Annotated in this window: 20 protein-coding genes; 18 read left to right on the top strand and 2 right to left on the bottom strand. The window is 72.7% G+C overall.

Annotated elements, in window-relative coordinates:
• Positions 1-177 precede the first annotated feature (177 nt).
• The 17 genes from ACGFI8_RS38485 (at position 178) to ACGFI8_RS38405 (ending at position 15,396) form a co-directional block, all read left to right on the top strand.
• The gene (locus ACGFI8_RS38485) at positions 178-1,134 is read left to right on the top strand and encodes a hypothetical protein (RefSeq protein WP_392812236.1); all 957 of its coding nucleotides are present in this window, start codon (positions 178-180) and stop codon (positions 1,132-1,134) included.
• 330 nt (positions 1,135-1,464) lie between these two features.
• Positions 1,465-2,568 (top strand): M23 family metallopeptidase, encoded by a 1,104-nt coding sequence (locus tag ACGFI8_RS38480; RefSeq protein ID WP_392812235.1) that lies wholly within the window; start codon positions 1,465-1,467, stop codon positions 2,566-2,568.
• A 174-nt stretch (positions 2,569-2,742) separates the two neighbouring features.
• A complete protein-coding gene (locus ACGFI8_RS38475) occupies positions 2,743-3,429 on the top strand; it encodes a hypothetical protein (RefSeq protein ID WP_392812233.1) in 687 nt (228 codons plus the stop codon).
• Between the two features lie 74 nt (positions 3,430-3,503).
• Positions 3,504-3,959, top strand: a complete 456-nt coding sequence (locus tag ACGFI8_RS38470; RefSeq protein WP_392812231.1) for a hypothetical protein — start codon at positions 3,504-3,506, stop codon at positions 3,957-3,959.
• The gene (locus ACGFI8_RS38465; RefSeq protein ID WP_392812229.1) at positions 3,956-4,411 is read left to right on the top strand and encodes a hypothetical protein; all 456 of its coding nucleotides are present in this window, start codon (positions 3,956-3,958) and stop codon (positions 4,409-4,411) included. Before ACGFI8_RS38470 ends, ACGFI8_RS38465 begins: the two co-directional genes overlap by 4 nt.
• A gap of 179 nt (positions 4,412-4,590) precedes the next feature.
• On the top strand, positions 4,591-5,670 hold the full coding sequence (locus ACGFI8_RS38460; RefSeq protein WP_392812228.1) for a hypothetical protein: 1,080 nt from the start codon (positions 4,591-4,593) through the stop codon (positions 5,668-5,670).
• A complete protein-coding gene (locus ACGFI8_RS38455) occupies positions 5,667-6,104 on the top strand; it encodes a hypothetical protein (protein WP_392812227.1) in 438 nt (145 codons plus the stop codon). Before ACGFI8_RS38460 ends, ACGFI8_RS38455 begins: the two co-directional genes overlap by 4 nt.
• Positions 6,105-6,180: 76 nt before the next feature.
• Positions 6,181-6,486: a hypothetical protein gene (locus tag ACGFI8_RS38450; protein ID WP_392812225.1), complete on the top strand. Its 306-nt coding sequence runs from the start codon at positions 6,181-6,183 to the stop codon at positions 6,484-6,486.
• A 323-nt stretch (positions 6,487-6,809) separates the two neighbouring features.
• A complete protein-coding gene (locus ACGFI8_RS38445) occupies positions 6,810-7,982 on the top strand; it encodes an AAA family ATPase (protein ID WP_392812223.1) in 1,173 nt (390 codons plus the stop codon).
• A 36-nt stretch (positions 7,983-8,018) separates the two neighbouring features.
• Entirely contained in the window at positions 8,019-9,614 is a 1,596-nt protein-coding gene (locus tag ACGFI8_RS38440; protein WP_392812221.1) for a VWA domain-containing protein, read from the top strand.
• 135 nt (positions 9,615-9,749) lie between these two features.
• Entirely contained in the window at positions 9,750-9,968 is a 219-nt protein-coding gene (locus ACGFI8_RS38435) for a hypothetical protein (RefSeq protein ID WP_392812220.1), read from the top strand.
• Between the two features lie 86 nt (positions 9,969-10,054).
• Positions 10,055-10,429, top strand: coding sequence for a hypothetical protein (locus ACGFI8_RS38430; protein WP_392812218.1), 375 nt, complete (start codon positions 10,055-10,057; stop codon positions 10,427-10,429).
• Between the two features lie 174 nt (positions 10,430-10,603).
• Positions 10,604-10,828, top strand: coding sequence for a hypothetical protein (locus ACGFI8_RS38425; protein WP_392812217.1), 225 nt, complete (start codon positions 10,604-10,606; stop codon positions 10,826-10,828).
• A gap of 15 nt (positions 10,829-10,843) precedes the next feature.
• The gene (locus ACGFI8_RS38420; protein ID WP_392812216.1) at positions 10,844-11,329 is read left to right on the top strand and encodes a hypothetical protein; all 486 of its coding nucleotides are present in this window, start codon (positions 10,844-10,846) and stop codon (positions 11,327-11,329) included.
• 992 nt (positions 11,330-12,321) lie between these two features.
• Positions 12,322-12,603, top strand: coding sequence for a hypothetical protein (locus ACGFI8_RS38415; protein WP_392812215.1), 282 nt, complete (start codon positions 12,322-12,324; stop codon positions 12,601-12,603).
• 163 nt (positions 12,604-12,766) lie between these two features.
• Positions 12,767-12,958, top strand: a complete 192-nt coding sequence (locus tag ACGFI8_RS38410; protein WP_392812214.1) for a hypothetical protein — start codon at positions 12,767-12,769, stop codon at positions 12,956-12,958.
• A 170-nt stretch (positions 12,959-13,128) separates the two neighbouring features.
• Positions 13,129-15,396: a Helicase associated domain protein gene (locus ACGFI8_RS38405; RefSeq protein WP_392812212.1), complete on the top strand. Its 2,268-nt coding sequence runs from the start codon at positions 13,129-13,131 to the stop codon at positions 15,394-15,396.
• A 483-nt stretch (positions 15,397-15,879) separates the two neighbouring features.
• Here ACGFI8_RS38405 and ACGFI8_RS38400 read toward each other — a convergent pair whose 3' ends face one another.
• Positions 15,880-17,202, bottom strand: a complete 1,323-nt coding sequence (locus ACGFI8_RS38400) for a hypothetical protein (protein ID WP_392812210.1) — start codon at positions 17,200-17,202, stop codon at positions 15,880-15,882.
• Here ACGFI8_RS38400 and ACGFI8_RS38395 point away from each other — a divergent pair.
• Positions 17,201-17,329, top strand: coding sequence for a hypothetical protein (locus ACGFI8_RS38395; protein ID WP_392812209.1), 129 nt, complete (start codon positions 17,201-17,203; stop codon positions 17,327-17,329). The genes ACGFI8_RS38400 and ACGFI8_RS38395 overlap by 2 nt on opposite strands.
• Positions 17,330-17,396: 67 nt before the next feature.
• Here the strand turns inward: ACGFI8_RS38395 and ACGFI8_RS38390 are convergent, their stop codons facing one another.
• Positions 17,397-20,876 carry a BTAD domain-containing putative transcriptional regulator gene (locus tag ACGFI8_RS38390; RefSeq protein WP_392812208.1) on the bottom strand — a complete coding sequence of 1,160 codons (3,480 nt, stop codon included), beginning with the start codon at positions 20,874-20,876 and terminating at the stop codon, positions 17,397-17,399.
• Between the last annotated feature and the right edge of the window lie 455 nt (positions 20,877-21,331).

Genomic DNA, 21,331 nt, shown 5'->3' with positions numbered 1-21,331 from the left:
CGCGTCACCGGCGCCTCGACGCACCCAGCACCAACACTCGCGCGACCGCGTCACCGCCATACCCCGGTGACGCGGTCGCTTGCCATGCCCACCCACCCGGCCCGCCCGACCCAGGCCCTGGGCCGCGCGGGCCTGCCCGAAGCCATCACGTGCCCGAACCGCAGGAGGACAGCGTCCATGTCGTACGAGCACCGCAGCCACACCCGCACGCATCCGAACACCGCCAGCACGACGAACCACACCACCATGGCCGACGTCCGCTGCATCGGCGCAGTCACCCGGCAGGCGCGTATCGCCGCCGAGACCCGCGACTTCGCCGTCCACGCCGCCGACCTGGCCACCGATCTGCTGCCGGCCGGATGGACCGCGCACGCCGCCCCGGCCGGCCGCGGCAGCGTCTACCTGCTGGTGCTGACCCCACCGGCCGGCACCGCCGTCGCGCAGCTGCTCGCCCCGCACGCCGGGCACGGCTGGGCGATCAGCGTCACCGACCCGGTAGCCGGCACCGACACCGTCCTGCGCACCGGCACCGGCGACGTCGCCTACCAGGCCACCCTCGCCGGCGCGGTCCGCGCCGCCCTCGACGCGCTCGACGCCGTGGCACCGGCAGCGCACCGCAGCGGCCGACAGCTGCCGGCCGCCGCCCGGTACGTCGACAGCGACTGCCTGATCGGGCTGACCGACCCGCGCCGGCCCGACCTCGTCCGGGCCCGCACCGTCGAGCGTGGCGGCCACCCGCACGTCATGCTGCCCACCCTGCGCCGCATCTGGACGCGCACCGGCCACGACAGCACCCGCCTCGCCGCCCGGCTGCTCGCCCACGACTGGCACTGCCTCGACCCCGCCACCACCCCGCCCACCGCCGCGACCGTCCCAGCCACCGGCGGCCCGCACACCACCGGCGGGGGCGGTGCCGTGACCCGGCGGCGGGTCGTCGCCGGGATCGGCATCACCCGCACCCCGACCGACCCCGACGGCACCGTCCTCGGCCCGGAGCCGGCCGCTGTCGTCCCCCTCGCCCACCTCGGCAACCTCGACGCCGCCTGGCTGTACCTGCTCGACCCGCTCGCCGACACGGTCACGGTCCACACCGGCGACGGCGACGTCATCAGCCGGCACCCTCTGCGGCCCTGACCACGCCGGCCACACCGGCGTCGCCCGCCGTCCGGAACACCGGCAACCTCCTGCGGCGCCTGACCAGCCGACACGTCCAGACCCTAGATCGGGCCGGGCACGAACGCACCGGCTGGTTCGGGCGCCGCGCAGCGTGCCCGGCCCGGCCGCGTCAGTCGCACCATTCCCCGCACCTTGTGCACCGCTGGAAGGACCACCTGTGACGCACCGCCCTGCCCGCAACCACCACGCCATCGATCCGCACCAGCCGGGCCGGCACCCCCGCACCGGCCGCGACCGGCCACACCGCCCGGCGCGTACCGGCGGGCCACCGACCCCCACACAGCGGCCATGACCAGCCGGGTCCTCGCGCTCGCCGCAGCGCTCGTCTGCGGCATCATCCTCATCTGCGCCGGACTGGCCGGTGCCGTGTTCACCTACGGCAGCGCCGCTGGCTGCGCCTCCGCCCTGCCCGGCACCGCCCCACCCGCCGGCCAACCCCCGGCCGGCCCGCCCTCGCCGAGCGGTCCGTTCCCTGCGATCGGCCGCTGGGACGCCACCCAGGTCGGTAACGCCGCCACCGTCATCACCGTCGGCGTCACGCGGCAGCTGCCCGCCCGTGCGTGGGTGATCGCCGTGGCCACCGCCATGCAGGAGTCCAGCCTGCGCAACATCGCCTCCGGCGACCGCGACTCGGTCGGGCTGTTCCAGCAACGCCCATCCCAGGGCTGGGGCACCGTCGAGCTGCTGCTGGATCCCGTGTACGCGGCCGGGCGGTTCTACGACAAGCTCGTCACGATCCCGAACTGGCAGACCATGCCGCTCACCGAGGCCGCGCAGGCCGTGCAGGTCAGCGGGCTGCCCGACGCCTACGCGCAGTGGGAACCGGACGCGGTCACCATCGTGCAGACCCTCACCGGCCTCACCGGCGGCTCGATCGGCCCGGCCGCCTGCAATGTCACCGTCAGCCCGGAAGGCTGGACCCAGCCGGTACACGCGAAACCAGGCTCGGGATTCCGCACCCCGCAACGGCCCGCCCACGACGGCGTCGACCTCATGGCCGCCCGCGGCACCCCGATCCACGCCGCCTCCGCGGGCACCGTCAGCCGAGTGCGGTGCAACGCCGTCGACGCCCGCACGGGCGCCGACTGGGGCTGCGACCGCGACGGCGACCCAGAGCTGACCCGGGGCTGCGGCTGGTACGTCGACATCGACCACCCCGGCGGCGTCGTCACCCGCTACTGCCACATGCTCACTCACCCCGCCGTGATCGAAGGCCAGCCCGTCGCCGCCGGCGACGTCATCGGCGTGGTCGGCACGTCCGGCCACTCGTCCGGCCCGCACCTGCACTACGAGGTGCACGTCACCACTGACGGTAGTCATGATCACGGCCGTGGAAGCGCGGTGGATCCGGTGTGGTGGCAAGCCGAGGTCGGCGCTCCGCTCGGCGCCTAGCCGACGCAAACCCTCGCCACGCAAGCCGTTCACGCCGCAACGCCCGCGGCGACCTGCTTCGCGAGGTACGGCAAGCGTCGATCGGACGGTCACGCGCGCCGGGCCCTGCTCATCTACCCAAAGTAACCGACGGCCGGGCGCATCGGCGCCCGACTCAACAGAGAGGAGAACCCGTTGACGACCCACGTGTCCCGCCCTGTCCACGCCGACCCGGGCGAGGCGTCGCCGGCCCTACGCGCCGCCGTCGCCGCCGTGCTGACCCAGCTGGAGGCCAGCCTGGACCGGCACGGCTGGGACCAGCCACCCGCCCTGATCGGCATCTTCCGCCACCCGCAGCCACAGTACGTCCCGCGCACCGCAGGCGTCGCCACCACCGACCGCAGTGCCCGCACGGGTTTGTCCACAGTGGAGTTTCTCGTGGAGGTCGACGCCGGCCTGGTTGGACCGGCCACCTGGCACCGCCCTGACTCGGCGCAGCCGGCGATCAACCTGCACCCGGTCGACGTGCTGCTGCGGCTACCCGACGAACTCGCCGGACCGGCCATGCGCACCTGGCTGCACGACTGGCTACACCTCGACGGCCGCCGACTCGTCGGGTTCGGGTTCTGCTTCGAAGGCTGGCAGGCACCGATCCGGCCCGGCTACCGCCACGGCGACCTCGCCAACGCCCGAGCCGACCAGCGCACCGAGGTCCGCGCCATCGCCGCCCTCGACGTCCACGGCCACGCCTGGCAGCTCATCCGCCCCCGCAGCGCCACCCGGCCGGAGCTCACGACCAGCGACACCACCGGCTGGCGCATCGCCGCCAGCCGCGTCCTGACCGGCCTGCACCGCCTCAACCAGCTCGGCCGCGCCCGCTGAACCACCGCGCTGCAGACAGACCACGTCCCCGAACCAAACGATCAACAACGATCAACGAAGGAGCGAACCCCGACATGGGAACCCGAGGCTACGTCGGCCGGCCCGACGCCACCGACCCGACCCTGCTGCACCTGCGCTACGTGCACTCCGACGCCGTCCCCGAGTACATGGCGCCCACCCTGGTCGCCATCCAACAGGTCACCTTCGCCGGTGACACCACCGCCACCGTCACCGCGCTGCTCAGCTGCGTCTGGGCCTACCTCGGCGCCGACGTGACCGCCAGCAACGCATTCCCGGCCGGCGACACGCCCGTCCCCGGTGTCGGCATGGCCATCCACGCCGCGCCGGCCGACCCGCCGATCACCGTGCCGACCCACCGGATCGGCGAGTTGTCCGGGCAGTGGATCTACCTGCTCGACCCGCAGACGAACACCCTCACCGTGCTGTCCACCGACGACCCCGCCAACCCCGCCGCCACCTACACGTTCACCGAACCCTCCACCACAGCCGCCACCGGCGGCCAGCAATGACCATCGAAAAGCCGACCGGCCCGGCCGGAACCGCCAGCGCGGCGCAACCGCCGACCCTGCACCAGTGCACCTGCCAGCAGCGCGCCGAACGCGCGGAAGCCGCGCTCGCGGAACAGCGCCGACAGACCCGCCAGTACCTGCGGGACCGGGTCGTTGCCGGCGACTTCGACACCGACGTCACCAACGACCTGCTCACCGCGCTCGACCTGCCGCCGTTGCCGCGGCACTGGACGGTCACCACCCGCACCACGCTGACCGTCACCGTCGTGGCCGACAGCTCCGACGACGCGTTCGACACCGCCCGGGATGTCATCGAAAACGCGGTCGACCAGATCGGCGCCGACGCCGACTTCGACGTCATGGACGTCGGCCAGGCGATCCCCGGCGAGCTCGCCGACGACTCTGTCGCCAACCCGGTCGCCGCGGCGGTGCACCACCCGACCCGCGCATAGCCGCGCGGGTCGGGCCGACCGCCGCTCGCCAGCACGACCAGCCCCTGATCGGCGCGACCGAGCGGTTGCCCTGCCCAACATTTGCCCTGCCCAACATCCACGCCGGTGCTCGGCTGCGCCCGCCGCCGAGCGGGTGCAGCCGGCCCGGCCCAGCCCACACGAAAGCGAGTGCACCTGCCGTGTACCGACGACTCTGGTTCGATCTGTACGCCACCGTGCTGCACGCCGAACACGCCCTGATCCGGGCCGCCGCCAGCCCCGCCCTGCCTGGGCCGGCCGAGACCGAGTCGGCTGAGCCGGCCCTGATCCTGCGCAGCCGCCCGAGCCCGCTGCTGGCCAGCAACGCCATCCCGGCCTTGCGGGCCACACCAGCGGTCCCCGCGACGCACACCGACCACCTCGACACGGAGGCCGCCAGCCCGCACATGCACACCCCAGACAACGGTGGTGGGGGCACATACCGGCTGCCGCTGCGCACCCGATCGCCGCTGACCGGCCTGCCGCTGCGCGATCTGCTGCGCCGAGGTGCACACGCCGGCCACGCCTGGTTCACCGTCGACTTCGACGACGCCGGCCTGCGTGCGGCCACGACCCGCGCCGACCGCGACCTGCGGGCCGGCGAGGACGTCCCGGACAGCATGCGGTGGCGCGACATCCTCCTGAGCGCCGCCGGGCTCGGTACATATCCGGGCCAGACCTGCCCCGGCTACCGCCAGCACGGCAGCATCCTCGCCTGGGTCCTGCCCAGCGTGCTCGTACGGCTCATCGCCGACACCCGCTGCAGCCACACCACCGTCAGCGGGTTCTTCGTCGCCGAAGACAACGGCCGCATCTGGCTGGTGGACGACCTCGGCGAGCGCACCGAGCTCATCACCGATCCCGACGGCTTGTGCCGCGTCACCCACCCCACCCTCGCCTGGACCGCAGCACCGATCGTGTCCACCGACGACGAAGCCGACGCGGTCTTCGGATGGGACCCCACGCAACCGGAACTCGACCAGTGCTACATCTGCGGCGCCGTCGACGAAACCGTCCGGCGCGAACTGCCGTCGATGGCCGGCTACGGCACCGACACGACCACCACCTGCACGATCTGCGGCTCGTGGGAAGGCACCGACCCCATCTTCGGCTGGCGACCCCACCCGAAGCCGTGGCCACCGCAGCCCGCAGGGCCAGCCGGCGAGCCCAGCCAGCGGCCCGGCCGGGAGCCTGGTCACGAGCCTGGTCACGAGCCCGGTGGGGCGGTGCCGTCGCCGTGATCGACGACGACTGGACCCTCGACGAGGGCGACCCGATGCCAGCCGTGTGGTGGCGGCTCGACGGGCGGATCCCGCTCACCGTCCGCAGCGGCCCCCGCAGCAACATCCCGGGTCTGCCGCTGCTGGCCTACGGGCCGGAGTTCTCCGGCGGCGTGTTGTCGGTGTCCGGACCGATCTACCTCGACCTGGCTCACTTCACCTGCTGGGACGCCTACCGGCCGTGGCAGACCACGCCGCAGCGGGCCGCGTTCGACGCCCTGCAGGCCGCGCACCCGGACACGTTCAGCACCGTCATCGGCCGCGACGGACCGACCGCCGTATGGCTCACGCTGCGCCTGACCCGGCTCACCGACCCGATCACCGACACCCTGCTCGCCGTCCACGACCGCACCTGCCCCACCCGCACCCACCCGTGGGTCGACCTCACCCACTGACCGCGAACAGCGGCGGCACCCGCCCGTCGAACGCCACAACGACAAGACCGAACGAACCGGAGAGGACCTGACCGTCATGTACCGCCACGACCATCCTGACAGCGACGCAGACGAAGACCTCGGCCACGAGGGACTCCTCGAAGCACTCGTCACCCACCTGCTCGGCAGCGACACACTCGAGCAGCTGTGCACCGACGCCGACCTGCCCGTCCTCATCGACAGCGACGGCGACCCGGTCACACTGACCGCCCGCACCTACCGCGACGCCGGCGTGCTCAGCATGAACCGCGGCATCTTCCTGGACCTGTCCGACGGCAGCGCGTTCGGCCTGACCGTCACCGTGTCCCGCCGCCCCGGCGCCGAGGTCACCCTGCGCCACTGATCCCAGCGCAGCACCGGGACCATCTCGACTTGATCAGTACGGCCGGGCTGGGTTGCATCATCGCGCCGACCCCGACTCCGACCCCGACCCCGACCCTGGTCCCGCGCCGTCGGCGCCGCCTCTGAACGACCACCCGCACCACCGGCGACCCGCCATTGGCCCGCCGTGCACCACGCTTCAGCACCACCGGGTGTGGTCGCCCCCACCTGCCCCGGCCTGACGGCCGGCAGGGGCCGGCGCCTGCCCGTCTCCGCTGTGCGGCACCCACCGCCCGCGCATCCGGAGACGGGTGCGCGGGCCCGACTGCGAATCGAGGCAACCACATGACCACACCAACCCCAGCAGCCACCCCAGCCGGGCCGGCGCCGAGCGGGACCGCCGCCGCGCCAGCCCCCGCGGCGGGCCCGACGCCGGCCGCGAACCGGCCCGGCTACCTGTACCGCAAGGTCGCCCTCTACCTGGTCGAGCACCCCGACGACATCTTCAAGGTCGGCGAGATCACCAAAGCGCTCGGGGTGCCGTCCTCCGGCGCGGTGTTCGAGGCGCTCAAGAAGATGGCCGCCGCCGGGCATGCCACCCACCATCCCGACCCGCACCGGTTCCAGATCACCCAGGCCGGTATCGACGCCGCCGGCGCCATGCCGCCCGCCGCGCCCCACACGCCCGGCAGCGGGGGAGGCGGGGCCGCGCGCGCCGGGCGGCGCAGCCCGGTCACCCGGCCCAACGGCGAGCTGTACTTCCCCCGCAAACTCGCCGGCGCCACCGATGTCGACGTGCTGCGCCGACTCCGGGACAAGCGCATCCCCGTGCTGCTGTACGGGCCGCCCGGCACCGGCAAGACCGCCATGGTCGAAGCCGCGTTCGACGACCTGCTCACCATCACCGGCACCGGCGACACCGTCGTGGAGGACTTCCTCGGCAACTTCATCCCCCTGCCCGACGGTGGTTACGAGTTCGTCTACGGCCCCCTCGTCCAGGCGATGCGCGAAGGGCGGGCCCTGCTGATCGACGACGCCACCCTCGTCCCACCCAAGGTCCTCGCGGTGCTGTACCCGGCGATGGACGGCCGCCGCGTCGTCCACATCCCCGGCTATCGCAACGAGCGGGTCGAAGCCGTCAGCGGCTTCTACGTCATCGCCGGACACAACCCCGGTGTGCACGGCGCGATCCTCACCGAAGCCCTCGCGTCCCGCTTCGACGTGCACATCGAGGTCACCACCGACTGGGACCTCGCCAAGCACCTCGGCGTGCCCGCCGCGGCCGTCGCCGCAGCCATCACCCTCAACGCCGACCTCGCCACCGGCAAGGTCACCTGGGCCCCGCAGCTCCGCGAACTGCTCGGCTTCACCCGCGTCCGCAAGACCCTCGGCCTGAGCGCCGCCGTCGCCAACCTCGCCGGCCGCGCGCCCGAGGACGACCGGGACGCGGTCATCAAGGCCCTGTCCACCGCGTTCGGCACGACCGTCACCGCGCTGACCCTTGGCCAGCAGCGCTGAGCACCAAAGCCCAGCAACGAAAGGAGCTGCACCGTCATGCCACATCCGAGCACGCACCTGCACCCGGACCCGCTCACCGCGGCACACGAGGACTGGGCCGACTGGGACCGGGCCTGGACCCGCCACATCGCCAAGCTGACCGGCCGGACCGACCTGACCGTGGTCGTCGCACCCGGCGCCGGGGGCGGCGCACCCGCCTGCTTCTACCCGCCCGCCGGCCGGGTCGAGGTCGACGCGACCTACATCGGCGCCCCCGACGTGGCCGACCCGCGCCGCGCCGGGCACAAGAACCTCGTGGCCACTGCCTACGGGCTGCTCGTGCACGAAGCCGCCCACGCCGCGCACAGCCGGTGGAGCACCCCGGCAGGCACGCCACCGATCGTGGCCAGCGTCGCCGACCTGCTCGAGGAATCACGCGCGGAAGGCCGCCAGCGTGCCCGCCGCCGCGGCGACCGGCGCTGGCTGCGCCACACCGTGCAAACCATCAACAGCCCGGACGACGCACCAATCGATGACGCCTGGCACGCCGCCCAGGCCGCCGGGCTGCTGCTGGCCCGGGCCGACGCCCGCATCCTCACCGCCAAAGACGTCAAGCCGTTGCGCGCGGCGGTCACCGCCGTCCTCGGCCGCAAACGCCTGAACCGGCTGCGCCAGGTGTGGCGGCAGGCGCACACCGTCGACGACACCGACGCCGACACCATGATCGAGCTGGCGTGGCAGTGGTGCCGCATCCTCGGCATCGACCCACACCGCCAACCCGACACACCCACCGCCGACGAGGGCGCGTTCGCCGGTGCGCTCGCCGCGGCACTCGGCGAGGTTCTCGCCGCCGTGGCCGGGCTCACCCCAGCCGAATACACCGCCCGCATGATCGGTGACCGGCACGGTGCCCCCGCGTCGTGGACGCTGCGCGACCCCACCACCGGCGAGCAGCACGCCGCCCGCCGTCTCGCCGCACGCCTGCGGCAGGCCCGCACCACCAGCGTGGAACCGGCCACCCGACCCTCGGCAATCCCACCCGGCCGGTTGCGGGCCCGTGCCGCGATCACCGCCGACGCGCAACGCGCCGCCGGGCAGCTGCCCACCGCACAGCCCTGGCAGCAACGCGCGAGCCTGCCGCCGCACAAACCGAAGCTCCACCTCGCCGTCCTCGTCGACGTGTCCGGCTCCATGCGCGCCTTCGCCGAGCCGATGTCCTCGGCCGCGTGGATCCTCGCCAACGCCGCCCGCCGCACCGACGCCACCGTCACCACCATCGCCTTCGGCGAAGCCGTCACCCTGCTCGTCCCGCCACACCACCAACCCGCCCAGGTGCAACAGATGCACGCCCACGACGGGTACGAGCGGTTCACCGAAGCGGTCAAACTCGCCGACCAACTCCTCAACCTGCGCCACCGCGGCAGCGTCCGGATGCTCGCCGTGGTCTCCGACGGCTGGTTCCCGGACAACGCCGCCGCCCAACGCCTCATCACCACCCTGGCCCGCACCGGCTGCGCCGTGCTGTGGCTGCACCCCCGCGACCAGGAGTCCTGCCACACCTACGCCGACACCACCGCCGTCACCGTCACCAACCCGGTCGAGGCGATCGACGTCATCGCCGACGCCGCCGTCGCCGCCCTCACCGAGGCGTAAACCCCCGCCCGAACCCGCGACCAGCGCCGCAGTGCTGCCCGGCCGTGGCCGGGCCTCAACGACGCCCGCAATCGGCCTCCCGCCGAGCCTGCCGGTCATCGACATCGAGATTAGCGGCGTGCGCTGGGGCCACCAGTGGGAACTGTTCGACCTCTACCAGGCACCGGCGCCCGGCCGGCCGCTGTCCTCGACGACGCCTTCGGCGGCAAAGACCCCGACCACGCCCGGACCCGCACCCGTGGAGGCCGGCCCACCCTGCCAGTCCCGGTCAATCCGGCCACCGGCCTGCGCCGCGCCGACATCGACACCGTCCTGGCCTGGCTGCACGACCCGCACCAGCCCACCGACCGGTAGGGCACCACCCACCAACACCGCGCTGCGTCGGCGGCCGTTCCGATTCGCTTCGGACGGCCGCCTCGCAGCGCTGAGGAAGGAACGACATGGACTCCGTGCCCGACCCCGAGGCCGCCGACACGGCCCGGGCACCGCTCAGCGTCGGTGACCCGATCACCGGCAAGACACGCCTGCTGGCCCGCCAATGCGACACCTGCATCTTCCGTCCCGGCAACCGCATGCACCTCGACCCGGGCCGGCTCAAGCAGATGGTCGACGAGGCCCTCGCCGAGGGCGGTTTCGTCATCTGCCATGACACGCTGCCGTACGGCAACTTCCCCGAGGCGCAACCGGCGGTCTGCCGAGGATTCGCCGATCGCTACCGCACCTGGCGACTGCAGGTCATCGCCCGGCTGTTCGGCTTCGTCGAGGTCGAGCCACCCCAACCATCGCCTCCCGAACGGCCCGGCTGGGAGGCGTAGCAGCCATCCACCGCCGGCGCATACCCGTGCCAGCCACGACGACTTGACCTTCACCGATAGTCGAACGTTGATCACCAATGGTGCCGTCACCCGGCAGCCAGTCATCGCTCCAGAAGCAACGCTGCCCGGGCGATGACGGCTGCCCAGGCGACCACTGACGCGGGAGGCGACGCCATGTACACCGAGACCACCATCAGCAGCGACCGGTACCGGCCGTCCGCTGACATGCCCGTCCCGGACGACGTCGTCGACACCCTGCTGTGGCGGCTGGCGGCCGACGTCATGATCGAGCACCAACCCGGACCCGACGGCCACTGCGCCAACCTGCGTTGCGCCGACGAACAGGGCCCGTGCACCGCCGCTGTCCAAGCGGCGATGTCCCGGACCCGCCGCCAATAGAGCTGAAGGAATGACGTGAACGCACACCACACCATCGCGGAGCTCCATGCCTACATCGATGGGCTCGCTGCCAACGGCGTCGTGGCACGCCGCACCGCCGGGGCCTACCACATGGCGATCAGATCCCTCCAAAGCACCCTCGGCCTCGGCGATGACACCGACCTGGCCGCGGCCGACATCGAGCAGCTCCTGGCCAGCTACCTCAACGCGACCGCAGGCAGGTTCACCCGTCACTCGATCAACACGTACGTCAGCAACATCCGCCGGGCCGTCGACCTGTTCACCGGACGAGCTGCGCACCACGTGAGGCGACGCCGCGCCGCTGCGGCCACGCCACCGGCGACCCTCGGCTACACGATCCAACTGCGGCCCGGACAGTTCGTCCACTTCCGCCTGCCGCCCGATCTGACGGCTGCGGAGGCGCAGCGCCTGGCCACGTTCATCATCACGCTGCCCATCGAACCGCAGGACCCGACCGGTGCCCTCGACGAGCCGACATGACCGCCCGATCCCGCCTGCGCCGTACCAGCCGCTGACCCGACCCGTCCGTGGCGCTACCGGGGCGCTGGGACGCCCATCAACCACATCGTGCATGGCGGCCCCTATCCACGGACACCGGCCACTGCTCTGGAACGAAGGAGCGACGACGAACAGCATGTCCCGCCCTGTCAGCGAGCCCAACGGCGAGGGTGTGCCTCGGCTCAACGTCGGTGGCTCGGTACTGGGCAGGACGCGCCTGCCCCGCCCGGCGATCTGATGTACCTCAACCCCGGCGGGCTCAAGCCATGGTGCGTCAACCGAGCGAACCCGACCGAGCAGGACGCTGCCGTACGACGCTCACCTCGAGGCGACTTGACCTGCGGCGAAAGTCGAGCGTCGATCGCAATGCCCGCCACCGGCATGACCCTCACACGTCACTCGCCGGCGCTGGCGGCTGCCCAGACGACAGCGACACCGGGAGTCCACGCCATGCCCACCATGCTCACCACCGCCACCGAAGACCACCACCCGTCCAGGGACATACCCGTCCCAGACGACGTCGTCGACGTCATGCTGTGGCGGCTGGCGTTCGACGTCGCCGTGGAACATCAGCATGGTCCCACCGGCGACTGCACGAACCTGCGTTGCGCAGGCGAACGAGGGCTCTGCACCCCTGCCAGGCAAGCCCAGCGGGCACTGCAACTGGCGCGGCGACCCGCAACGTCCGCACCGTTGCCATCCCCCTCCACCGCACCGCTGACCGTGGTTCCGCCCACAGCACGGACCCGCGGTCGAGCGCCGGCCGCCGTCGGCCGCGCTGCCGTCGGCCGCCCGAACATCGCCCGGTTCACCGGCTGGTTCACCACCGCAGCCGCAGCGGCCAGCCGCTGGCCCGCCAGCCACCTGCCCCAACGAACACCAGGCGCCACACTCGCTGCCGCCTGAGATCAGGGCGCCGCAACGAATTCTGAACCCGCACCAGGCCGCGCCGCCCGCAACCGAGGCGCGGCCTGGTGCGTAACCCCGCTTTACCCGGTACCACCCGTAGTCCGCAGCTGAAGCCCGCAGCCTCCGGGCGCGGCCACGAACCGTGGTCGGGACCTACGGGCATCACCGATCCCCATGCGTTCATCCGCCGCCAGGACGCGATCGCCCTGACTAATCTGGCCACGCGGCGTCTGCTCACGCTGATCATCGTGGTGACCGCCGCGATCACCGGCACGCTGCTGACAGCCGGCGCTGCCACCGGCCGCGCACAGCAGACGCTGCCGCACGTACTCGTCGACAAGTCCTGATGGGTGGCGGCTACCCCGCCGCCGCCGTGTTGGCCTGCCGGCCATCCGCGCCGTTTGCTGCGGCCACACGCGGAAGGACCGGCAACCTCGGGGGAAGATGCCGGTCCTCGACGCACAGCCGAGCCGCACGTGACGCAGCCCCCAAGGGACCAGAGGCGCAATCGTGTACGGATCGATCGATCTCGACTTCGATCACGCCCAGCCGAATCAACCTGTCGCCCCCGCCGGGCTGCCGCGGCGGCACCACAGCGCACGCGGCATGGACCGGCTGGCATGGCGTCGTGCGCCGCCCGTAGCGGCGAACCACGACTTGGAAGCCGCCCACAACCACGGTTCCATGCAAGCCAAACGATGATCCGGGCATGCGGCGCAACCATTCGTCCGGATGCACAGACGCGCCCAGTCACACGCAGACGTGACCGGGCGAAAAGCGTACGCGCTGCCCTGCGACACGGCCGAGGTAGCGAAGGTAGGAGGAACATGAGCCCGGGAATCGCCAGGGTGCCGAACGCCCAAGGATGGCAGTTGCCCGCTGTCCGGGCGGCGTCGGCCGCGTTGGCGTCCGGCGGACGCGGTCAGATCATTGCCGCGTGCGGGACCGGCAAGACCATCGCGGCGGCACACGCAGCGCTGCAGACCTGCCCAGCCGACGGCATTATCGTCGTGGCCTGCCCGACGGTCGCGCTTGTCGCACAAGCCCTGCAGGCATGGTACGGCGTCTGTGATCACGTACTGGCCGTCTGCGGCGACGACGGCGTCACCGACCCGGGCATCGTGGCCGCCGACCTGCCGGCTGTCACGACCACTGACCCGGACACGATCACCTCATGGCTCACCGAACCCGGCCCCGGACGGCGGCTGATCGTCACCACCCACCGCTCCGCCGGACACCTCGGACGGGCGCTACGCCGCGCCGACCAGGTCGCCGAAATCCTCATCGTCGACGAGGCACACCACACCGCCGGCCGCGACGACAAACACTCCGCACTCCTGCACGACGATGCAACCCTGCCAGCCAGGCGACGGCTGTACCTGACCGCCACCCCGCGCCTCGGCGACACCGGCGACGACACCGCCGTGCTGTCCATGGACGACCCGGCGGTGTTCGGGCCGGTCCTTTACCGCTACCTGTTCGCCCAAGCCATCGCCGACGGCTGGCTCGACGACTACCGCATCGCCATCGTCGCGGTCACCCGCACCGAGATCCTGCCGCTGCTGCGCACCCTCACCGGCCCCGGCCGCGCGAACATGCATAGCAGCGCTGACGGCACCGTCGATGGTAGGGACGGGCCGTTGCGCACCGCGATGGTCGTCACCGCCCTGGCCCGCGCCGCCACCGAGTTCGACCTGCGCCGCGCGATCGTCTACCACCCGCGCATCGCCACCTCCCGCGCGTTCGCCGACGCCATGCCCGACATCCTCGAAGCCCTGCCCAGCACCGCGCAGCCGGCACGGCCGCTGACGTGCCACCACGTCGACGGCCGCCACGACACCACCTACCGGCAGGCGGTACTCGCCGACCTGACCGATCCGCCGCACAACGGGTGGACCGTAGTGTCCAACGCCCGCTGTCTCGGCGAAGGCGTCGACGTCCCAGCCGTGGACACCGTCGTGTTCGCCCACCCGAAGACGTCGACCACCGACATCGTCCAAGCCGTCGGCCGCGCCCTGCGGCGTAACCCCGCCGGTACTGGGGTCGCGACCATCCTCGTGCCGGTCCTCGCTGCCGACGAGCCCGACGCCGCCGCACAGGCCGACCTGGCCGGCTACCACACCGTCTGGGAGGTCGTGCGGGCGCTGCGCGCCCACGACGAGACCCTCGCCGCCGCCTTGGACCTGCAACGCCAAGCCGACCCCGCCGACCGGTGGACACTCCCGGACAAGATCGTGGTCCGCGTCCCGGACGGCTACGACGTCGAGCAGTACCTGCGGCACCTCACCGTCCGGCTGATCACGGCCACCACCTCACCCTGGTGGGAAGGCTACGGCGTGGCCACCGCGTTCCACGCCGCCTACGGCCACCTCGACATCCTCGTCGAGCACGTCACCGACAGCGGCTACCCCCTCGGCCGGTGGCTGCACCACCAGCGCAAAGCCCGCCGCCGCGGCGTGCTGCCCGCCGCCCGTATCGCCGCCCTGGACTCCCTCGGCATGCTGTGGGACCCGCGCGGCGCCCGCTGGCAGGTCGGACTCACCCACGCCACCGCCCACCGCCACCGCGAAGGCCACCTGCGGGTGCCGCCCGACCACGTCACCGCCGACGGTTACCCGCTTGGGTCGTGGATCCGCCGCCAGCGCAAGCTATACACCGCCGGCCGGCTCCCCGCCGAACGGGCCGCCGCCCTCGAAGCTCTGGGCATCGAGTGGTTCCCGTACGAGGCGATGTGGCAGCGCGGCATCACCGCCGCCACCGCCTTCCACGCCCGCCACAGCCATCTTCGGGTCCCCGACGAGCACACCGAAGCCGACGGCTACCGCCTCGGCCAGTTCATCGTCGCCCAACGCATGCTCTACCGCCGCGGCACCCTCACCGCTGACCGCGTTGCCGCACTGGAAGCGCTCGGCATGATCTGGAACTCCCGCGAGCACCGCTTCAACCTCGGCCTCGCCGCCGCCAGCCGCTACCACCGCGCCCACGGCCACCTCCACGTCCCGAAGGAACATCAGACCAACGATGGCCACCGCCTCGGCGCGTGGCTCAGCAGCCAACGCACCAAGCTCCGCCAAGGCAGACTCCCCGCCGACCGAGCCGCCGCACTCGACGCCATCAGCGTGACCTGGCGCACCGAGTGACCCACCTCGGCGATACGCGGCAGGTTCGCAGGCATTTCCCGTGCGGCCCTCGCCGGATGCACCGTTCGAGCCGTTCCCTGGCCGCCGCAGCCATGGCGACCCGTCAGGCTGAGGCTCGCCCCTTGAGCCGGTACGGCGGTCCACCGCCGCACGTTCCGACTTGATCGCTGATCGCCCAGCCGTAGCCCGACAATCCCGCCGCCCGTGCGCGGTGGAGCCGGACGTCAGCAGACGTCCGGCTCCAGCCGGGTACGAATCAGCCCGGCGGCTCGCGGGCCCGATCCGCTCGGCGCGGGCCTGGTACATGACCGGATTCCGGTGGCCGGCGCCACCGGACCCAGAGCAAGAAGACCGGCCTTTTGTCGTTGAATATCGCGAGTGGGCGGTGCGGGATGAGTGCGGTCGGCTGATCGTGATGCCGCCGCGGCAGCTCGGCGCTGCCTCAGGCTGCGTCAAAGAGTCGGTTGCGGAGTCGTCGCTTGGTCATGTCGTGGCCGTCCAGTACCGGTACACGGTGCGTTGGGAGCGTCCGATGCGCGCGGCGATTTCGCCCGACCTGAGGGTGGGGTCGCGTTGCCGCCAGTATGCGACGGCGGCAGCCGTCTCGCGCGGGGCCGCGCCGTCCCGGTCGCTGCCCTCGTCGCGGTCCGGCCGCTCGTTGTCACGATGGCGTGCGTGCACTTGCTCGTCCGATGTCTCGTCACCTCGATCGTCGTCGGCACGTCGTTCGACCGCGTCGGCAGGGACCTCGTGGTTCGGCTCGGGTTGCTGGTGGTCGTCAGCCCAGTCAGCCCGGTCCGTCTGCTCGGGTTCCGGTTCGCTGTGGTTACCTGCGGCGGGAGCGGGTGAGGGTGTCGGCGCTGCCTGGGTTGGGGCGGGCTGGCTGGCGTTCTGGTCGCTGGTGGTCGCGGTCATCGGGTTGTCTTGGGCCTCAGGCGCTGCGCTGGCGACGCCCGAGCCGGACTGGGTGGTCGCCACAGTGCCGCGTTGCTCGCCGGGGTGGCTGTCCGGCACCGCCTTCGGTTCGGGGGCCGTCGGCGCTGGGGTCTGGGCGGCAGCAATCTGGGCTTGGGTAAGCCGGGCCGGGCTGAGGTCGGCGGCGATGAGCGCGGTCAGCCCGTCGTAGTCGGCGCCGTCGGCGAGGCGCACCGCGATCTCGTCGAGGTCGTAGACGGCGACGGCGATGTCGGCCGTGGTCGGGTCGACCGCGGCGCGGATCTTGCGGTGCAGCACCTTGGCGATCGCGGCGGTGCGCTGCTCCTTGCGCTTTTCCGCCTTCGCGGCCGCGATGGAGGTGTAGAGGCCCAGGCGGGAGTCGGCCTTCGCGAGGTTCTTCGCGCGCAGGGTCAGCCAAGGGTGCCGGACCCAGTGGCCCACCACCTCGTAGGCCGGGGTGGTCGGCGGCAGGTCGCCCTTGGCCCGCAGCCGGTCGCGCCGCTGGTTCTCGGTGTGCATCAGCCAGACGAGGTACCCCAGCGCTGACATCCCGGCGAAGAAGCCCGCGAGGAGCTTGTTGTCGTGCGCCATCCAGTTGAACGCGACCGCGAACGCGGCGATCGCGGCCGACAGGATGCGCGAGGCGACCGCGCGCTCGCCGAGGCGCCGGCGCACGTCGGCGTTGGCCAGCACGACGATGCCGCCGAGCTCCAGCGCGCCGACCGCGGGGATCGCCCAGATCATCGGGATACCCAGCGCCTCGACGGCGCCGGAGACCTGACCGGCCAGGGCGACCAGCAGGACGACGACGTAGAACAGCTGCCGCAGATGGGAGGTGCGCCGCACGGTGCGGAGCAGCTCCGTATCCATGTCCGCACCGGTGACGCTCGGCGTGGCCTCGGCGCCGTGCACCGCGTACACCGGTGACCGTCGCCTGTGCGCTGATGCCTGCGGCCACCGGCGCGGGGACACCGTGCTCGCGGCGCCGGACGCGTGACCCGGTGTGGACGCACCTGTGGACAACGCTGTGGAAAACCTGGCTGGTGCTGTGGATGACGCGCCAGTCACGCGGCATCCCGCCGTGGCAGCGGCCGGTGCTGATCGTGCTGCTTGTTGTCGTCCATGGGCTGGCTAGTGTTGGTGGGGAGCTGCTCGACGAGGCTGCGGGTGTCGGGGCCGGGTTCGGCGTCGATGCCGCGCAGCTGGTCGGCGAGCTGCTGGTGCAGCGCGCGGACGGCGGCGGTGTCGCCGCTGGCAGCGTGCAGCCGCATCGCCGCCTGGTACAGCGATTCGGTGTGCGGGTGGTGGCGCAGCGCGGCAGTGAGGACGGCGAGGGCTTCTGCCGGCTTGTCGTGCAGGGCGTCGGCCAGCGCCTCGGCGGCGTCGAGGGCTTGGCGGCGCGCGGCCTCCCGGTAGGGCTCGACCCATTCGTAGCCGGCGCCGTCAGCCAGCGGGCCTTCGTATGTCGCGACCGCCCGGCGCAGCGCCGCGACCCGCTCGGCAGGCTGGGTCGCGGTGGCCGCCTCGGCGACGGCGGCCTGCATCTGCCACAGGTCGACGTCGTACGCATCCCGGTCGAGCACGTAGCGCTTCGCCACCAACTCCACGTATCGCCGCTGCCCGGCGGTTGCGCCGCCGGTGTGTTTCAGGACCCGGCGCAGGTTGGAGACGTAGGTGTGCAGCCGGTGCGGCGCCTTCTTCGCCGGCGCGTCCGGCAGCAGGTCATCGAGGATTGCGTCCTGGCCAGCGGCACCATCGCGCGCGATCAGGTACGTGAGCAGTTCCAGCGACTTGGCCCGCAACGGCTCCCCATCCACGGCTGGGTCCATGATCCGGGGCTGGCCGAGGACCGCCACCCTGACCCGATCCGGACTGCCGCCACGGGTGCGGGTGACGGCCGCGGGGTCGCCGCGTGCGTCGCCCTCGCCGCGGTCGTGTCCGGCCGGCTCCGGTGGGCTGTCCGGTTGTGGTGCCACCGGTGCCGGCGGTCCCGTGGGGCTGCCGGCCGGCGGCTGCGGGTGTTGCACGGTCGCCGTGAGCCCGGGGGACGTCGGCGCCTGCTGCGGCGATTCGGGGGTGGCGGGTCCGTCGGGTGATCGGCTGGCGGACACGGTGGTCGACAGGGTCGCAGCCTCAGCCCCGGGTTCCGTGCGCTGGGCGGGGGGTTCGGGCGCCAGGTCGGCGAGGCTGCCCAGCGGGACCGGTGGTGGCCCGGCCGGGTCGGCGGGACCGGGGTGTCCACCGCCGACTGGCCGCCGATCGGCGAACGGACGGATACCCTTATGCAGGCCGCTGCCCAGGCCGGCAAGCGTCTGGCGGCTGCTGGCGACCGGCAGCCGTCCAGCACCGGCTGTGAGCCAGTACGCGACCTCCCGGTCGTCGCCGACCGTCCGGGTGACGGTGCCGTCGGCGGCGACGCTGACGGTGGTGCCATCCGGCCAGGGGCCGAGCAGCACCCCGCGGACACCGAGTGTGCAGCCCTGCGCGAGCAGGGCGGCCAACCGGACCCGATCCGCACCATCCCCCGCCTCGGTGACGAGCACCAGCTCTGCTGCATCGCCGACGGCGCCATCACCTTCGCCCGGTTCGCTGTCCACAGCGAGTCGATCACCCTCGGCCGCCCGGCGTGACCGCCGCAGCAACGCCTCCTCCACAGCGCTCAGCGCCGCCTCGCGGCTGACCACAATGTCCCACGCCGCCACCGCTGGCAGCAGGCCCGTGTCCGCCAGCCCGAGCAGCGCCGCAGCATCCACCGCGGCCATGACGACGCGACCCGACCGTCCCCCGATCGTCGATGTGGCCGCGGCCAGGAGCACGCCCCGGGCAGCGGCCAGCGCCCCAGGCCCGGTCAGCCCGAGCCCCCCGGCTGCCCACCGTGCCCCGGCGGGGCGGCCGGCCAACGCCGACATCGCGCCGCGTCCCGGCCCCGTATCGTCCAGCACAACTGACTGTGGCGCGGCCTCTGCGTCGGCCGGCTGAACGGCTATGTCCGTCGCAGGCTCGAGCAGCTCATCGAGGGACACCTCAACGTCCCGGGGTGCGTCGACGCCCTCGTCTGGGCCTTCATCCGGGCCTCGATCCCGGCTGGGCAGCGGATCGGGCTTCGCGTGGTCGGCGCTGCTCGGCCCCGGCGCCGCACGTGCGCCGGTGAGGGTCGTCGCCTCAGGTCGGGCTGCACGCTGGTTCAGTGGTCGCGACCGGTCGAGGACACCTGGTTCACGTGGCGCCTGCGGCCGGCGATCAAGCGTCGTGGCGGCGGAAACGGGCTGCGCCGGGGCCGAACCACCGCGGGTCAGCACCGCGGCCGTCGCGGCCGCGCCGAGGGCCGCGGCACCAGCTGCGACCGCACTGTGGACGAGCCAGCCCGGCACCACCCCGCCCTCGCCGGTACCGTCATCCGTCACCGGCGCCGCCGGTGACGGCTGCGATTCCGCGCCGCCGAGCGTCGCCGCGCCGGTCGAGGCTGGCGGGTCCACGTCGCCGGTGGCGCCGGACGGCGGATCATCCCCATCTGCGGCCATGGCGACCGGTAGCCGCAGGCGCCAGCCCGGCCGGATCACGTCCGGATCGGTCAGCCGCGCCCCGTCCGGCTGCTTTGTATTGCGGTTGAGCTCGTACAGCTCCGGCCACCGCTCAGCATCGCCGAGCTCCCGACCGGCGATGCCGAACAGCGTGTCATCTTCACGAACCACGTACACCCGCGGCGGCTCCACCTTCACCGGTGTCGCACCCGCGCGCCCCGCGCCGCCGCCGTCCGCCAGCACAGCGGCGAGGACCGGGCCGTCATCGCCCGCGCCGACCTCAGTCTCGTCGCCGCCCTGTGCCGGTGGTTGCGGCCCGCGGTGGTACGCGGCGGCGAGGCGGGACAGGCCATCCTCGTCCAATGCCATGCCGGACCCCGCCGACGGGTACACCGACCCCGTCGCAAGCCGCACACCGTCGGTGGCGAGCGCGCCCGGCTGGCCGGCGTTGGCGTCGCTGGCCGGCGGCCACAGTCCCAGCAACGTGTCGACGAGACGCCGGTCGGCCACCGCCATGCGGGCCAGCACCGCACGGCCGTCGTTCCCGGCCGCGGCATCGTCCAGGTCGAGCAGGTCGACCAGCAGCGCCCGATCGTGCACCTGCACCTCGGCGTAGCACACACACGCCGCCGCACCCGCGGCCAGCGCCGCGCCGGCCGCGGCGACCTGCCCGGCCAGGTCCTCCATCGTCGCGGCGGCGGCCTCACCCGCGGGCCCCTGCCATGGCAGACCGATGGCCAGATACCGCAACTCGACCGCCAGCTCGGCCAGCGCTACGGTCACCGGCTGGACGTCGGCCCCGGCCTGGAACCGGCTGAACGGACCGGTCAACGCCTGCGCCACACCGAACGTGTCGCCGGCCCCGGCGCTCGGCGGGCCCGGCACCAGCACCAACCGATCCCAACGCACGGCCGGCGGGCCGACCCCCGGATCCGGCCGATGCTCGAGCCGGGCGACCGCTGCCCGATCCGCCGCCTGATAGCCGACCGCGGCCGACCGGGCCGCCTCCGACCAGATCCGCACCCGACCTGCCGTCCCAGTCAGGTATCGCCCCCAACCGGCAGCCCAGCCGGACGCGACCCGCAACGACGCCAACGCCGACGGACCACCCCAGCAGCTCGTGGCAGCACCCAGCGCGGCCACCGCCGCATCCAGCGACCCCGCCAGCTCGAGCCCCGCCTCCGAATCCCGCACCACACAAGCCGCATCGACGCCAATGCGGACCCCGGCGACCTCTGCCACAACCCGTTCCTCCCCGTGCACGCCATCCGCCGACCGCGACATCGATCGACAACCTTGACGATGACAAGGAGTGCTGCGGCGAAGCCAGAGCGAGTTCGGCCTTGTGGAAAACTTTGCGCATCACGGACGAAACGACCGGTGATGGAAGTCCGGACGACCCCGACCGACCACACGGCGATCGCCTGCTCAGACGGCGAGATCAGGAACACTCTCCCTCCGCTGAACGTGCGCATCGG

Origin of the sequence: Dactylosporangium sp. NPDC048998 (assembly GCF_043197855.1) — a bacterium.
GTDB lineage: Bacteria > Actinomycetota > Actinomycetes > Mycobacteriales > Micromonosporaceae > Dactylosporangium.
The sequence above is the reverse complement of the archived record's forward strand: the minus strand, read 5'-3'. Positions and strand labels throughout refer to the sequence as shown.

What these genes read in the sequence shown, in the direction of transcription:
- ACGFI8_RS38485 (WP_392812236.1), top strand. Translation starts at nt 178, where the DNA reads ATGTCGTACGAGCACCGCAGCCACACCCGCACGCATCCGAACACCGCC.
- ACGFI8_RS38480 (WP_392812235.1), top strand. Translation starts at nt 1,465, where the DNA reads ATGACCAGCCGGGTCCTCGCGCTCGCCGCAGCGCTCGTCTGCGGCATC.
- ACGFI8_RS38470 (WP_392812231.1), top strand. Translation starts at nt 3,504, where the DNA reads ATGGGAACCCGAGGCTACGTCGGCCGGCCCGACGCCACCGACCCGACC.
- ACGFI8_RS38465 (WP_392812229.1), top strand. Translation starts at nt 3,956, where the DNA reads ATGACCATCGAAAAGCCGACCGGCCCGGCCGGAACCGCCAGCGCGGCG.
- ACGFI8_RS38450 (WP_392812225.1), top strand. Translation starts at nt 6,181, where the DNA reads ATGTACCGCCACGACCATCCTGACAGCGACGCAGACGAAGACCTCGGC.
- ACGFI8_RS38445 (WP_392812223.1), top strand. Translation starts at nt 6,810, where the DNA reads ATGACCACACCAACCCCAGCAGCCACCCCAGCCGGGCCGGCGCCGAGC.
- ACGFI8_RS38440 (WP_392812221.1), top strand. Translation starts at nt 8,019, where the DNA reads ATGCCACATCCGAGCACGCACCTGCACCCGGACCCGCTCACCGCGGCA.
- ACGFI8_RS38430 (WP_392812218.1), top strand. Translation starts at nt 10,055, where the DNA reads ATGGACTCCGTGCCCGACCCCGAGGCCGCCGACACGGCCCGGGCACCG.
- ACGFI8_RS38425 (WP_392812217.1), top strand. Translation starts at nt 10,604, where the DNA reads ATGTACACCGAGACCACCATCAGCAGCGACCGGTACCGGCCGTCCGCT.
- ACGFI8_RS38395 (WP_392812209.1), top strand. Translation starts at nt 17,201, where the DNA reads ATGTCCGCACCGGTGACGCTCGGCGTGGCCTCGGCGCCGTGCACCGCG.
- ACGFI8_RS38400 (WP_392812210.1), bottom strand. Translation starts at nt 17,202, where the DNA reads ATGGATACGGAGCTGCTCCGCACCGTGCGGCGCACCTCCCATCTGCGG.